13 protein-coding genes and 1 tRNA gene are annotated in these 15445 nt (G+C 59.9%); all 14 read right to left on the bottom strand.

Annotation, left to right across the window (positions count from 1 at the left end):
* Positions 1-324: GTP-binding protein (locus tag KUL93_RS10290; RefSeq protein ID WP_217126217.1), on the bottom strand; the 324-nt coding region annotated here is incomplete at its 3' end.
* A 34-nt stretch (positions 325-358) separates the two neighbouring features.
* Positions 359-2455 (bottom strand): elongation factor G, encoded by a 2097-nt coding sequence (gene fusA / locus KUL93_RS10285; protein WP_217126961.1) that lies wholly within the window; start codon positions 2453-2455, stop codon positions 359-361.
* A 67-nt stretch (positions 2456-2522) separates the two neighbouring features.
* Positions 2523-2993: a 30S ribosomal protein S7 gene (gene rpsG, locus KUL93_RS10280; protein WP_217126960.1), complete on the bottom strand. Its 471-nt coding sequence runs from the start codon at positions 2991-2993 to the stop codon at positions 2523-2525.
* 22 nt (positions 2994-3015) lie between these two features.
* The gene (gene rpsL / locus KUL93_RS10275) at positions 3016-3411 is read right to left on the bottom strand and encodes a 30S ribosomal protein S12 (protein WP_119334473.1); all 396 of its coding nucleotides are present in this window, start codon (positions 3409-3411) and stop codon (positions 3016-3018) included.
* A gap of 103 nt (positions 3412-3514) precedes the next feature.
* Positions 3515-7693 (bottom strand): DNA-directed RNA polymerase subunit beta', encoded by a 4179-nt coding sequence (gene rpoC / locus KUL93_RS10270; protein ID WP_217126959.1) that lies wholly within the window; start codon positions 7691-7693, stop codon positions 3515-3517.
* Positions 7694-7723: 30 nt separating this feature from the next.
* The gene (gene rpoB, locus KUL93_RS10265) at positions 7724-11863 is read right to left on the bottom strand and encodes a DNA-directed RNA polymerase subunit beta (RefSeq protein WP_217126958.1); all 4140 of its coding nucleotides are present in this window, start codon (positions 11861-11863) and stop codon (positions 7724-7726) included.
* A 144-nt stretch (positions 11864-12007) separates the two neighbouring features.
* Positions 12008-12394: a 50S ribosomal protein L7/L12 gene (rplL, locus tag KUL93_RS10260; protein WP_217126957.1), complete on the bottom strand. Its 387-nt coding sequence runs from the start codon at positions 12392-12394 to the stop codon at positions 12008-12010.
* A gap of 39 nt (positions 12395-12433) precedes the next feature.
* Positions 12434-12958 carry a 50S ribosomal protein L10 gene (gene rplJ, locus KUL93_RS10255; RefSeq protein ID WP_217126956.1) on the bottom strand — a complete coding sequence of 175 codons (525 nt, stop codon included), beginning with the start codon at positions 12956-12958 and terminating at the stop codon, positions 12434-12436.
* Between the two features lie 186 nt (positions 12959-13144).
* Positions 13145-13849, bottom strand: coding sequence for a 50S ribosomal protein L1 (rplA, locus tag KUL93_RS10250; protein ID WP_217126955.1), 705 nt, complete (start codon positions 13847-13849; stop codon positions 13145-13147).
* A 1-nt stretch (position 13850) separates the two neighbouring features.
* The gene (gene rplK, locus KUL93_RS10245; RefSeq protein WP_217126954.1) at positions 13851-14282 is read right to left on the bottom strand and encodes a 50S ribosomal protein L11; all 432 of its coding nucleotides are present in this window, start codon (positions 14280-14282) and stop codon (positions 13851-13853) included.
* Positions 14283-14330: 48 nt separating this feature from the next.
* Positions 14331-14864 carry a transcription termination/antitermination protein NusG gene (nusG, locus tag KUL93_RS10240; RefSeq protein WP_217126953.1) on the bottom strand — a complete coding sequence of 178 codons (534 nt, stop codon included), beginning with the start codon at positions 14862-14864 and terminating at the stop codon, positions 14331-14333.
* On the bottom strand, positions 14864-15208 hold the full coding sequence (gene secE, locus KUL93_RS10235) for a preprotein translocase subunit SecE (protein ID WP_217126952.1): 345 nt from the start codon (positions 15206-15208) through the stop codon (positions 14864-14866). The genes nusG and secE overlap by 1 nt, the downstream gene beginning before the upstream one ends.
* 14 nt (positions 15209-15222) lie before the next feature.
* Positions 15223-15298, bottom strand: a tRNA-Trp gene (locus tag KUL93_RS10230).
* 48 nt (positions 15299-15346) lie between these two features.
* On the bottom strand, positions 15347-15445 hold a 99-nt coding region (locus tag KUL93_RS10225), incomplete at its 5' end, for an EF-Tu C-terminal domain-related protein (protein ID WP_217125835.1).

Below are 15445 nucleotides of genomic sequence, written 5' to 3'. Positions count from 1 at the left end.
CGCCGAGACCACCAGGATCGCGCCGTCCATCTGCGCGGCACCCGTGATCATGTTCTTGACGTAGTCGGCGTGCCCCGGGCAGTCGACGTGCGCGTAGTGGCGGTTCGCGGTTTCGTATTCGACGTGCGCGGTGTTGATCGTGATCCCGCGCGCCTTCTCTTCCGGCGCCGCGTCGATGTCGTCGTATTTCTTCGCTTCCCCACCAAAGTGCTTCGCCAGCACCGTGGTGATCGCCGCCGTCAGCGTCGTCTTGCCGTGGTCAACGTGTCCAATCGTCCCCACATTGACGTGCGGCTTCGTCCGCTCAAATTTTGCTTTGGCCATTTCATTTCACTCCTTCAAAAGAGGGTCACATCGATCATTTGCGCGCGTTGATCACCGCTTCGGCAACGTTGCGCGGCGCTTCGGCGTAATGCTTGAATTCCATCGAGTAGGTGGCTCGACCTTGGGTAAGCGACCGCAGTTGCGTTGCGTAACCGAACATTTCGGCAAGCGGCACCTCGGCGCGGATCACCTTCATCCCACCGGGCAAATCGTCCATCCCTTGAACGATGCCCCGGCGCGCGGAAAGGTCACCCATCACGTTCCCCATGAACTCTTCCGGTGTTTCGACTTCGACCGCCATCATCGGCTCGAGCAACACCGGATCGGCCTTCCTCATCGCTTCTTTGAATGCGATCGAAGCCGCCATCCGGAACGCGTTTTCGTTCGAGTCGACTTCGTGGTACGAACCGTCGAAGAGGGTCACTTTGAAGTCGACGACCGGGTAGCCTGCCAGTACCCCAGACTGCATCGCCTCCTGGATCCCTTTGTCGACCGCCGGAATGTATTCACGCGGCACCACACCACCCTTGATCGCGTCGATGAACTCGTACCCTTTACCGGGTTCGTTCGGCTCGAGACGAATCCAGACGTGCCCGTACTGACCGCGCCCGCCGGTCTGCTTGACGAATTTTCCTTCTTGCTCGACCGTTTTGCGGATCGCTTCGCGATACGCCACTTGCGGCGCACCGACGTTGGCTTCGACGTTGAACTCGCGACGCATCCGGTCGACGATGATCTCGAGGTGGAGCTCCCCCATCCCGGAGATGATCGTCTGCCCCGACTCCTCGTCGGTGCGCACCCGGAACGACGGGTCTTCCATCGCCAAGCGCTGCAGTGCGATCCCCATTTTTTCTTGGTCGGCCTTCGATTTGGGTTCCACCGCGACGTGGATGACCGGCTCAGGGAACTGCATCGATTCGAGTTTGATCGGGGCTGCCGGATCGCATAGGGTTTCCCCAGTGATCACCTCTTTGAGCCCCACCGCAGCCGCGATGTCACCCGCGCGCACCTCTTTGATCTCGTTGCGGTTGTTCGCGTGCATCTGCAAAAGACGGCCGATGCGCTCTTTTTTGTTTTTGTTCGAGTTGAGCACCGTGTCGCCCGAGGTGAGCACCCCGGAATAGACCCGCAAGAAGGTGAGCTGCCCCACGTATGGGTCCGACATCAGTTTGAACGCGAGCGCGCAGAATTTTTCATCGTCACTGGCGCGACGCTCAGCCGGATTCCCGTCCAGGTCGGTCCCTTGCACCGGCGGGATATCGACAGGCGAGGGCAGAAACTCGACCACCGCGTCGAGCATTCGCTGCACGCCTTTGTTCTTGAACGCGGAACCGCAGAGCATCGGTTGAATTTCGCACGCGATGGTCCGCTGACGCAACCCAGCGACGATCTGTTCTTCACTGAGCGTCCCATTTTCGAGGTACGCGTTCATCAACTCTTCGTTCGCTTCGGCGGCAGCTTCGATCATCTTTTCCCGCCACTCTTCGGCTTGGTCGCGCAGTTCTGCCGGGATATCGTAGTACTCGAACTTCGTCCCTTGCGACGCCTCATCCCAGTGAATCGCCTTCATTTTGATGAGATCGACGACCCCAACGAAGCTCTCTTCGGCACCGATCGGAATGACGATCGGCACCGGGTTGGCTTTCAGCCGCTCCCGCATCTGCTCATAGACACGGAAGAAGTTGGCCCCTTGCCGGTCCATCTTGTTGACGAACGCAAGACGGGGGACACGGTATTTTTCTGCCTGACGCCAAACCGTTTCCGACTGCGGCTGTACTCCACCGACCGCACAGTAAACCATGCAGGCGCCGTCCAGCACGCGCATCGAGCGCTCGACTTCGATCGTGAAATCGACGTGTCCCGGGGTATCGATGATATTGAACCGGTATTCCGGGAATTGCATGTCCATCCCGCGCCAGAAGCAGGTGGTCGCCGCGGAAGTGATCGTGATCCCGCGCTCTTGCTCCTGCTCCATCCAGTCCATCGTAGCAGCGCCGTCGTGAACTTCACCAATCTTGTGGTTCACGCCGGTATAAAAGAGAATTCGCTCGGTCGTCGTGGTCTTCCCGGCGTCGATGTGCGCCGAGATCCCGATGTTCCGGTAGCGTTCGATGGGCGTTTTCCGTGCCACGGCTCTATCCTTTAAACAAACGTCAACTTGCACCCTTACCCGAGGGCTTATGCAATCTCAACGACAATCAGAAGCGGAAATGGGCAAACGCCTTGTTCGCTTCGGCCATGCGATGCACTTCGTCGCGCTTCTTCATCGCGCCGCCGCGGCCTTCTGCCGCCTCCATCAATTCGGCCGCCAAGCGCTGCGCCATCGTCTTTTCAGAGCGTTTGCGCGCCGCTTCGCGCAACCAACGCATCGACAATGCCAGTTGGCGCGACGGACGCACCTCGACGGGGACTTGATAGTTCGCCCCACCCACCCGGCGCGACTTCACTTCGACGAGCGGCTTGACGTTTTCGATCGCCGCTGAAAAGAGTTCGAGCGGATCTTTCTTGGTCTTGTTGGCGATGATCTCGAAAGCGCCATAGACGATGCGCTCGGCCACCGACTTCTTGCCGGAGACCATGATCACGTTGACGAACTTCGAGACGTTGACGTTGCCAAATTTCGGATCCGGCAAAATCTCACGCTTGGGTACTTCGCGACGACGCGGCATATCCGTTTCCCTTCAAAAGTAGTTATTTTTTGCCAGCGGCGGCGCCCGGCTTCGGACGCTTCGCCCCGTACTTCGAACGCCCTTGCTTGCGGTCCTTCACCCCTTGCAGGTCGAGCGAACCGCGCACGATGTGGTAACGCACCCCCGGCAGGTCTTTTACCCGGCCGCCACGAATCAGCACCACCGAGTGTTCTTGCAGGTTGTGCCCTTCGCCGCCGATGTACGAAATCACCTCATACCCGTTGGTCAGACGAACTTTTGCAACCTTACGAAGCGCCGAGTTCGGTTTTTTCGGCGTCGTGGTATAGACACGGGTGCACACACCCCGTTTTTGCGGACATCCCTGCAACGCTGGCACTTTGCTCTTTTCGGGCGCCGTTTTCCGCGGACGACGCACCAACTGGTTGATGGTTGGCATCTTCTCTTCTCCAAGTGATCCGAGTCAGACTACGATTGGCCCGACAATAAAACGCGCTATCATACTCTGTAAAGCCCTGCGCGTCAAGCGCAGGGCGTTTCCCTTACGACGCATCGGAAGTGATCGCGTTCCAGGTCGCTTCCGCTTGCTCAACGCGGCTGCGACGCCGTCGCGCGCGGTGATGGGCCAGCCCCGTTCCGGCGGGGATGAGGCGGCCGACGATCACGTTCTCTTTGAGACCGCGCAGTTCGTCGCGCTTGCCCATGATCGCTGCTTCGGTGAGCACCCGCGTAGTCTCCTGGAACGATGCCGCGGAGATGAAGGAGTCGGTCGAGAGCGACGCCTTGGTGATCCCCAGCAACAAGTTTTCGTATTTCGCTGGGATTTTCCCCTCTTTCTCAAGGCGCGCATTCTCGATCAACACCTCGGCACGCTCGACCTGCTCCTCAGGAAGGAAACGCGAGTCGCCGGGGTCGGTGATCACCACGCGGCGCAGCATCTGCCGCACGACCACTTCGATGTGTTTGTCGTTGATCCGAACCCCTTGGAGACGATAGACGTCCTGCACTTCGTCGATGATATAGCGCGCCAACGCTTCGATCCCTTGCAAGCGCAGGATGTCGTGCGGGTTCACCGGCCCATCGACGATCAGTTCGCCGCGGTTCACGACCTGCCCGTCGTGCACCAAGAGGTGCTTCTCTTTCGGGATCAGGAATTCGTGCATCGTCCCGTCGGGTTCGGTCAGGATCAAGCGGTGTTTGCCTTTGGTCTCTTTTCCGAACGAAACCGTTCCGGTAACCTCCGCGAGCATTCCGGCGTCTTTGGGTTCGCGCGCTTCGAAGAGCTCGGCCACCCGAGGCAGCCCCCCGGTGATGTCGCGGGTCTTCGCCGATTCTTGCGGAATCCGCGCGAGGACGTCGCCGGCGGCGACCTCCTGGCCTTCGCGCACGGTAATGATTGCGCCAACCGGGAAGGTGATGAGAAAAGGCGTTTCGGTTCCAGGGATCTTGACCAGATCTCCGTCGGAACCGACGAGCTGGACTGACGGACGCCCCACTTTGGACGCGCCGCGCTGCTTCGCGTCGATCACCACGAGCGTGGAGAGGCCGGTGATTTCGTCGACCTGCTTGGCGACGGTCACCCCCTCGACAACGTTGTCGAAGCGCACGGTGCCGCCATATTCGCTGATGATCGGACGGGTATGCGGATCCCAGCTGGCCAATTTGACCCCCGCTGCGACCTGCTGCCCTTCGTCGACGTGCAGGATCGCACCGTAGGGAACTTTGTGCCGTTCGCGTTCGCGTCCCGAATCGTCGACCACTTGGACCTCAGCAGCCCGCGCGGTGACGATCTTCTCGCCGTCCGATCGGGTGAGGAAACGCATGTTGGGGGAGAAGCGGATCGTACCGCCCACTTTTGCTTCGATCCCGCTCTGCGCGACCGCCCGCGACGCGGCACCACCGACGTGGAAGGTGCGCATGGTGAGCTGCGTCCCCGGCTCACCGATCGACTGCGCGGCGATCACCCCGATCGCCTCGCCGACGTTCACGAGACCGCCGCGCGCCAGGTCGCGACCGTAGCACTTCGCGCAGACCCCGTAGTGCGTTTCACAGGTCAAGGGGCTGCGCACCTTGACTTCGTCAATCCCTTTGTCATCGATCAGTTCGACCAAGGTTTCATCGAGCAGCGTCCCAGCCGGGATGAGCGTCTCCCGCGTATCGGGATCGACGACGTCTTCGGCGACGACACGACCGAGGATCCGGTCGCGCAGCGCTTCGATCACCTCACCCCCCTCGATGAGCGCTTTCATATAGAAGCCGTTGCTGGTGCCGCAGTCGCTTTCGGTGATCACCAGGTCTTGCGTCACGTCGACCAAGCGGCGGGTGAGGTAACCCGAGTTCGCGGTCTTCAACGCGGTGTCGGCAAGCCCTTTCCGCGCCCCGTGGGTGGAAATGAAGTATTGCAGGACGTTCAACCCCTCGCGGAAGTTGGTGGTGATCGGCGTCTCGATGATCGAGCCGTCAGGCTTTGCCATCAACCCCCGCATCCCGGCGAGCTGGCGGATCTGCGCCGCCGAACCCCGTGCGCCCGAATCGGCCATCATGTAGATCGAGTTGAACGACTCTTGCTCGACCACCTCGCCGTTTGGTAGGGTCACGCGCTCTTTGGAGAGTTGCTCCATCAGCGCTTTCGCCACTTGGTCCGATGCCCGTCCCCAGATATCGACCACCTTGTTGTAGCGCTCGGTGGCGGTAACGAGCCCAGAGGCGTACTGCTGCGCGATCTCTTTGACCTCTTCTTCCGCATTGGCGATGATCGCTTCTTTCTGCGGTGGGATCAACATGTCCTTGATCGCGATCGAGAGCCCCCCGCGTGTGGAGAGTTTGTAGCCCCAGTTCATCAACTGGTCGGCGAAGATCACGGTGGCTTTCAGACCGCATTTGCGGTAGGACTGGTTGATGAGCTGTGAGATCGCTTTTTTCTTCAGCGGCCGGTCGATCAGTTCGAACGGCAAACCTTTCGGCAAGATCTCCGAAAGCAGCGCCCGCCCGACGGTCGTTTGCCGCCGTGCGGTCTTCGCGATGGTCGGCGCACCGTTTTCGTCGAATTCGTATTCGGTGATCCGTACCGTGACCCGAGCATGCAGGCTCGCAATCCCCTGCTCCCAGGCACGGCGCGCTTCGGCAACATCGGCAAAGATCATCCCTTCACCCTTGGCGCCCACGGCTTCCCGGGTGGCGTAGTAAAGCCCCAAGACGATATCCTGCGACGGCACGATGATCGGATCGCCGTTTGCGGGCGAAAGGATGTTGTTCGAGCTCATCATGAGGGTACGCGCTTCGACTTGCGCTTCGAGCGAAAGCGGCACGTGCACCGCCATCTGGTCACCGTCGAAGTCGGCGTTGAACGCGGTACAGACGAGCGGGTGAAGCTGGATCGCCTTACCTTCGATCAAAACCGGCTCGAACGCCTGGATCCCCAAGCGGTGCAAGGTCGGCGCACGGTTGAGCAGCACCGGATGTTCGTGGATCACCTCTTCGAGGATGTCCCACACCACCGGCTCTTGGTTTTCCACCATCTTCTTCGCCTGCTTGATGGTGGTGCAGTAACCGAGCGTTTCGAGTTTGTGGTAAATGAACGGCTTGAAAAGCTCGAGCGCCATCAGTTTCGGCAATCCGCACTGATGGAGCTTGAGCTGCGGCCCGACCACGATCACCGACCGGCCCGAGTAGTCGACCCGCTTCCCAAGGAGGTTCTGACGAAAACGCCCGCCTTTGCCTTTGATCATGTCGGCGAGCGACTTGAGCGGCCGCTTGTTGGGGCCGGTCATCGCCTTGCCGCGACGCCCGTTGTCAAAGAGCGAATCGACCGCCTCTTGCAACATCCGTTTTTCGTTCCGGACGATGATTTCCGGCGCTTTGAGCTCGAGCAGCCGCCGCAACCGGTTGTTGCGGTTGATCACCCGACGGTAGAGGTCGTTGAGGTCAGAGGTGGCAAAGCGCCCTCCGTCGAGCGGCACAAGCGGACGCAGATCGGGCGGCAACACCGGGATCACGTCCATGATCATCCACTCCGGTTTCATTCCGGAACGGTAGAAGGCTTCAAGCACTTTCAGGCGCTTGCTGATCTTCTTGATCTTGGCGTCCGAACCGGTGGTTTCGAGCTCTCCGCGCAGTTTTTCGATTTCGCGCTTGAGGTCGAGGGTACGCAGGAGTTCTCGGATCCCTTCGGCTCCCATCATCGCGTGGAAGTCCCCCGCGTACTCTTCGAACGCCTGGTGGTAGCTCTCTTCCGACATGATCTGCCCGCGTTGCAGCGGGGTGAGCCCTGGGTCGATCACGACGTAGGCTTCGTAGTAGAGCACCCGCTCGATGTCGCGCAGCGTCATATCGAGCACGAGCCCGAGACGGCTCGGCAGGCTCTTCAAGAACCAGATGTGCGAAACCGGCGCGGCGAGCTCGATGTGCCCCATCCGTTCGCGACGCACACGCGAGACGGTCACCTCGACGCCGCACTTTTCGCAGATCACGCCGCGATATTTCAACCGCTTGTATTTGCCGCACAGGCACTCGTAATCTTTGACCGGGCCGAAGATCTTGGCACAGAAAAGACCATCACGCTCCGGTTTGAACGTCCGATAGTTGATCGTCTCCGGTTTTTTTACTTCGCCGTAAGACCAGCTGCGGATCTTTTCCGGCGACGCAAGACCGATCGTGATCGCGTCGAACTCTGTGGGGTTGTCGACGCTTTGCCGAAAGAGGTTGGCGAGTAAATTGTTCATAGCAACTCCATGCGCAGGTTTCGCGATCGGTTAGTCCCGCTCGAGATCGATGTCGATCGCCAGCGACCGGATCTCTTTCAAAAGCACGTTGAACGATTCGGGCATGCCCGCAACGAACCGGTAGTCGCCACGCACGATGCTCTCGTACATCTTGGTCCGCCCCGTGACGTCGTCCGATTTGACCGTGAGCATCTCTTGCAGCGTATAGGCCGCGCCGTAGGCCTCGAGCGCCCAAACCTCCATCTCACCAAAACGCTGACCACCGAACTGTGCCTTCCCACCGAGCGGCTGCTGCGTCACGAGCGAGTACGGACCGGTGGAACGCGCGTGCATCTTGTCGTCGACCAGGTGGTGGAGTTTGAGCATATGTTTGTACCCCACCGTCACCGGACGATCAAAGGGCTCACCCGTCTGACCGTCATAAAGGGTCACCTGCTCGGTACCTTCGATACCCGCGAGACGGAACATTTCGGCGATGTCCTCTTCGCTTGCCCCTTCGAACGCAGGCGACGCAAACGGCACCCCTTTGGTAAGGTTTTGCGCCATTTCCCGGATCTCGTCATCCGAGAGCGCTGCCAGATTCTCTTTCTGTCCGCGCTGGTTGTAGATCTTCTCGAGGAATTCGCGCAATTCCGCGATGTTCGCTTGCCGCCGCAACATCTCGGCAATGCGGTCACCCAACGCGCGCGCGGCACGCCCGAGGTGGGTTTCGAGAATTTGCCCGATGTTCATCCGTGACGGCACGCCCAACGGGTTCAAGACGATATCGACCGGAGTGCCATCGGCCATGAAGGGCATGTCTTCCACCGGCGCGATCTTCGAGACCACCCCTTTGTTCCCGTGGCGCCCCGCCATTTTGTCACCCGGCTGCAGCCGCCGCTTCACCGCAAGGTAGACTTTGACCATCTTGAGCACACCCGGCGGCAGTTCGTCCCCTTGGGTGAGCTTCTTGCGCTTGTGTTCGAACGCCTCATCGAACGCTTTGCGCGTCTTCTCCAACCCATCCCGGACCGCTTCGAGTTGCTGCGCCACCGCGTCGTTCTCGACACGAATATCGAACCATTGGTACGGTTCCAGCGAATCGAGGTACGCCTCGGTGATTTCCGAACCTTTCGCAAGCCGCTTCGGTCCGCCGGCAGCGGTTTGCCCGACGAGAAGGCGGCGCAAGCGTTCGAACGCATCCCGTTCGAAGATCCGCAACTGGTCGTTGAGGTCCTTGCGGTAGCCACGCAACTGCTCGTTGATGATCGATTGCGCCCGCTTGTCTCGCTCGATCCCCTCACGGGTAAAGACCAGGACGTCGATCACGGTGCCACTCATTCCCGTGGGCACGCGCAACGACGTGTCTTTGACGTCGGACGCTTTCTCCCCGAAGATCGCGCGCAGCAGCTTCTCTTCTGGGGTGAGCTGCGCTTCGCCCTTCGGCGTCACTTTACCGACCAGAACGTCCCCCGCTTTGACCTCGGCGCCGATGTGGATGATCCCACACTCGTCGAGGCGCGCCAGTTGCGCTTCCCCGAGCGACGCGATGTCGCGCGTGATCTCCTCAGGCCCCAGTTTGGTGTCGCGCGCAACGACCGTGAGCTCTTCGATGTGGATCGAGGTGTAGCGGTCCTCAGCGACCAGCCGTTCCGAAATGAGGATCGAGTCTTCGAAGTTGTACCCGTTCCACGGCATGAACGCCACAAGGACGTTTTGCCCAAGCGCCAACTCCCCAAGGTCGGTAGAAGCGCCGTCGGCGATCACGTCACCGGCTGCGATCACGTCTCCTTTCTTGACGATCGGCCGCTGGCTAATGTTGGTGTTTTGGTTGGAGCGCTGGAATTTCACCAGATTGTAGATATCGACGCCGACTTCGCCCGGTTGGGTTTCGTCGTCGTTCACCTTCACGACGATGCGCTTCGCGTCGACGTAGTCGACGACCCCACCGCGCTTCGCGACGACCACCGTTCCCGAGTCCTTGGCCGCGATGCGCTCCATGCCCGTACCGACGAGCGGTTTTTCCGGGCGCAGACAGGGCACCGCTTGGCGCTGCATGTTCGCACCCATGAGCGCGCGGTTGGCGTCGTCGTGCTCCAAGAACGGAATGAGGGACGCCGCGACCGAAATGATCTGTTGCGGCGCAACGTCCATATATTGCACCGCTTCGGGCGGAACGAGGACGAATTCCCCTTTTTGTCGGCACGAAATGAGCGAACCCAGCAGTTTGCCGTCCGGCCCCACCTCGGAGTTCGCTTGTGCGATCACGTATTTGGCTTCTTCGATTGCCGACATGTAGACCACTTCGTCGGTCACACGACCATCCACCACCTTGCGATACGGCGTTTCGATGAAACCGTAGCGGTTGGTGCGCGCATAGACGGCAAGCGAATTGATCAGCCCGATGTTCGGCCCTTCTGGCGTTTCGATCGGGCAGACGCGACCGTAATGGGTGGGGTGGACGTCGCGCACTTCGAAGCCGGCACGGTCGCGCGTGAGCCCCCCGGGACCCAACGCAGAGACCCGCCGCTTGTGTGTGATTTCCGAGAGCGGGTTGGTTTGGTCCATGAACTGCGACAACTGGCTCGAGCCGAAAAACTCCTTGATCGCCGCCGAAATCGGTTTGGCGTTGATCAGGTCGTGCGGCATGAGGTTTTCGCTTTCGGCGTGGACCAAACGCTCTTTGACCGCGCGTTCGACCCGGGCCAACCCCGCGCGGAATTGGTTTTCGGTGAGCTCGCCGACACTCCTTACCCGACGGTTGCCCAAATGGTCGATGTCGTCGACCTCACCGTGGCCGTTCCGCAATTCGATGAGGATCGCGATCACCGCAAGCAGATCCTCGTCGGTAAGGATCATTGGCCCTTCTTCCCCTTTCGGCCCCACTTGCGCGAAAAAGCGCTTGATCCATTCGGGGGACGCCGGGTCCAGCGATTCAAGCGGGGGGTAGGCGCGGCTGTTGAACTTCATCCGCCCCACCGCGGAAAGATCGTAGCGGTCTGGCGAACGGAAGAGCCCTTCCCACAGCTGCTCAACCGCAAGCTCCGTTGGCGGCTCGCCCGGACGCATCATGCGGTAGATCGCGACCTTGGCTTGCCACGCATCTTGGGTGTCATCGAGCCGCAGCGTCTGCGAGAGGTACGCGCCCCGGTCGAGTTCGTTCACAAAAAGGGTTTCGAATCGAGTAATTGCCGATTCGCGCAGACGCTCCAGGATCGTTTCGGTGATCTCGTCGTTCGCTTTGGCGATCACCTCTCCGGTTTCGGGATCGATAAGGTCCCGCGCAAGGATCCGCCCCAGCAGGAATTCATCGTCGACGAGCACGTGGTCGATCCCCGCCTGCTTGAGCTCGCGCACCTGGCGGGCCGTGATCCGCTTATCTTTCGCGACGATGACTTTGCCGGCGGCATCGCGAATTTCGAGCCGCGAGACCTCCCCTTTCAAGCGCTCAGGGTCGAAGCGGAAGACGAACTGACCGTCCTGTTTCTCGAACGTTTCGAGATCGTGGAAGAAGGTGAGCATCTGCTCGTTGCTCATCCCAAGCGCACGCAAGAGGATCGTCACCGGCATCTTGCGTCGCCGGTCGATCCGGAAGAAGAGGCAATCCTTCGGGTCGAATTCGAAGTCGATCCACGAACCGCGGTACGGAATGATCCGTGCGGAAAAGAGCAGTTTCCCTGAGGAGTGGGTCTTGCCTTTGTCGTGCTCGAAGAAGACACCGGGAGAGCGGTGCAACTGCGAGACGATCACCCGCTCCGTTCCGTTGATGATGAACGACCCTTTTTCGGTCATCAAGGGGATCTCCCCCATGAAGACCTCTTGCTCGCGAACCTCTTTGACCGTTTGATAGCCGGTGGCTTTGTCGAGGATCACCAAGCGGACACGCGCCCGCACCGGTGCACAGTAGGTGAGCCCGCGCAACTGGCATTCACGCACGTCGAATTGCGGCTCACCGACGGTATAGTAGAGAAATTCGAGCCGCGCGTTGTTATTGACAGAGACGATGGGGAAAATCGCGTTGAACGCCGCTTGCAACCCGACATTTTTCCGCTCCATCGGCGGCGTGTCAAGTTGAAGGAATTCGCGGTAGGAGTCTAGCTGCGTGGCAAGGAGGAAAGGAACGTCGAGAACGGGTTTGCGCTTGGCGAAGTTTTTGCGCAAGCGCTTGCGTTCAGTGTACGAGTACGCCATGTGTGCTCCAGGCTAATGTCGCGCGAAAGGAATCAAGACGCAAAGGCTTGTGACTTCAAGCCTTTGGGTGTTGATCCCTGCCTCATACCAATAGCGAAAGGCCGGCGCGGTAAGCGCCAGCCCCGTGCCAAATCCCGCCAGGGATTATTTGAGTTCGACCTTCGCGCCTGCGGCTTCGAGCTCTTTCTTGAGCTTTTCGGCCTCTTCTTTGGAGACGCCTTCTTTGACGGTCTTCGGCGCGCCGTCGACCAGGTCCTTGGCCTCTTTGAGGCCGAGCCCCGTGGCGGCACGAACGACCTTGATCACTTCGACCTTCTTCGCACCGGCCTCGACCAGCACGACGTCGAATTCGGTCTTCTCTTCTGCAGCCGGAGCCGCAGCACCACCAGCCGCCGCCGGCGCCGCCGCCACCGCAACCGCTGCCGCAGCAGAAACCCCGAATTTCTCTTCCATCGCCTTGATGAGCTCGGAGAGTTCGAGCACCGTCATATTGGCGATTGCGTCCAGAATTTGCTCTTTGGTCATCGACATGTTGGACTCCTGAATGAATGCCTGTACAACGGAAATCAATTACGCAGCCTCTTTCGCGTCGCGAACGGCAGCAAGCGTGCGGACGAATTTGCCCGGCACCTCGTTGAGGGTGCGCACGAACTTGGCGATCGGGGCCTGCAAGGTCCCCACCAAAGTGGCCAAGAGTTCGTCGCGACTCGGCATGCTCGCCAGCGCCTTGACGCCTTCGGCATCAAGGAGCGAACCGGGCATTGCCCCCCCTTTGACGACCAATTTTTCGGCGCTTTTCGCGAAGTCGACAAGCACCTTGGCCGGCGCCACCGGATCGGCGGCAATCGCGAAGATCAGCGGGCCCATGAGTTGCGGCTGAATGCACGCAAACGGGGTCCCCTCGACCGCGCGATGGACCAAGGTATTCTTGATGACATGCAAATAGACGCCGGCTTCACGCGCCTTGCGGCGCAGCTCGGTCATCTCCGCGACGGTGAGACCACGGTACTCGGCAAAAACGATCGACCCTGCCTCCGCTACGTGTGCGGAGACCTCGGCGACGATTGCCTGCTTGTTTTCAAGCTTGAGTGCCAAGGTTCACCTCCAATTAGGACTCCCTGTTTCCAGGGCTGTTTTGGCGGCCTTCAATCAGGAGCATGCTCCTGCTTCGGGTGACGCCATCTACGCTGGGCGCGGATTTGCCGCGTTTAAGGTTGCCCCCCAACGGTCTTTGATAACCCGCCGCGCCGTTCGGTAACGGACGCGACGGCCCAAAGTTCGTTACGCCTGCTGCGGCAGTGCACTCTGCGGATCGACCTTGATTCCGACCCCCATCGTGCTGGAAACCGCGATCTTTTTGAAATAGGTTCCTTTCGCCGCTTGCGGCTTCGCGCGTTGCAGCGCTTCGATAAGCGCCTGCGCATTCTGCTTCAACGCTTCGACCGGGAACGACGCACGACCGATCGAGGCGTGGATGATCCCGTTCTTGTCGGTTCGGTACTGAACCTGCCCTGCTTTGGCGTTCTTCACCGCGGTAGCGACGTCCATCGTCACCGTCCCCACTTTAGGGTTGGGCATGAGGCCACGCGGACCCAGGATTTGCCCCAATTGCCCGACGAGACGCATCGCGTCGGGTGTGGCGATGAGCACGTCGAAATCGATATTCCCCGCTTTGATCGTTTCGGCCAGATCTTCGAAACCGACGATATCGGCACCCGCTTGCCGGGCTTCGTCCGCTTTTGCCCCTTGGGCAAAGACTGCGACGCGAACCTTTTTCCCGGTGCCAGCGGGCAAAACGACCGCACCGCGAACCACTTGATCCGATTTCCGCGGGTCGACCCCGAGATTCACCGCGATATCGATCGACTCGTCGAATTTGGCCTGTGCCGTCTCTTTCGCGAGCGCCAACGCCTCATCCAGGGTATAGACGCGGTTGCGGTCGACCTTTTGCCGCAACGCCTGCATCCGTTTGCTCAGTTTTGCCATCTCACACCCCCTCGACATCCACGCCCATCGACCGCGCGGAACCAGCGATCGTCCGCACCGCAGCGTCCATATCGGCCGCAGTGAGGTCGGGCAGTTTGACTTTGGCGATCTCTTCGAGTTGCGCCCGTGTGATCTTGCCCACTTTGTCGAGGTGGGGCTTCGAAGACCCTTTTTCGATCTTCAACGCCTTCTTGATGAGGACGGTCGCTGGCGGCGTCTTCAGTACGAAGGTAAACGACTTGTCCGAATAGGCGGTGATGATCACCGGAATCGGCAAGCCGGGCTCCATGTTTTGCGTCTTGGCGTTGAACTCCTTGCAAAACTGCATGATGTTCAAACCGCGTTGACCGAGCGCCGGACCGATCGGAGGGCTCGGGTTTGCTTTCCCTGCAGGAACCTGCAGTTTGATGTAGCCGACAATTTTTTTGGCCATGACTGCTCCTCGTGAGTGCTAACGCGGCAAATGCCGCTCCTCGATCGCTCAGACCTTTTCGACCTGAGCAAACTCCAATTGCACCGGTGTCGAGCGGCCAAAAATCGAAACCGCGACCGACAACCGGCTCTTTTCGTAATCGACCGCCTCGACCGTCCCCATGAAGTCGGCAAACGGCCCCTCTTTGACCCGAACCGTCTCACCGATCTCATACACCACGCGCGGTTTCGGCTTCTCGCCCCCTTCCTGAATCTGCGCCAAAAGCGCCTGCACTTCCCGTTCCGAAAGCGGAGCGGGCTTCGTGGGGCTCCCACCGACGAAGCCCGCGACACGTGGCAGCGAATTGACCAAATGCCACGTATCGTCGTTCATCTCCATCTCAACGAGCAGGTAGCCCGGAAAGAATTTTCGCTCGGTCTCTTTTTTCGCACCGCCGCGCAGCTCGATCACCTTTTCGACTGGTACGAGAATCTGGCCGAATTGATCTTCCATCCCGGCCAATTTGATCCGCTCTTGCAGCGCCTTTTGCACTTGCTTTTCGAACCCGGAGTGCGCTTGCACGACATACCAACGCTTGGCCATCACTTCCACCCCAGCAACAATCCGTACAAAACCCACTCCAACGTCTTGTCGACCAGCCACATGAAAATGGCGAGCGCCACCACGAACGCAAAGACGACCAAAGTTGCCTGGGTCGTCTCTTTGCGGTTCGGCCAAACGACTTTGCGCACTTCGACGATAGCGGCGCGCACGAACGCCACGAAAGCTTTCCCGGGCTCAGAGAGGAGCAGCACACCCCCTGCGGCAACGACCCCCAGCACGACGAGCGCAGCACGCACCAAGCCTGGCCACTCCGCAAAATAATAAAAGCCAGCGATACCGCCAGCCACCAACAGCGCAGAAAGGAAGTAGAACAGAATGTTCATTGGCATCTTATGGTTGGCAGGGGCAGAGGGAATCGAACCCCCAACCTTCGGTTTTGGAGACCGACGCTCTGCCAGTTGAGCTATGCCCCTCCGGCGCCAGCAGCGCTGGTGCCATGTCAAACTAAGCGTACCGCACCATCACTCGATGATTTTGGAGACGACGCCGGCACCCACGGTACGGCCGCCTTCGCGGATCGCAAAGCGAAGACCTTCTTCCATTGCGATCGGCGCAATGAG

The organism is Hydrogenophilus thiooxidans, from assembly GCF_019049855.1.
GTDB lineage: Bacteria > Pseudomonadota > Gammaproteobacteria > Burkholderiales > Rhodocyclaceae > Hydrogenophilus > Hydrogenophilus thiooxidans.
This window is presented reverse-complemented; position numbering and strand designations above follow the sequence as displayed.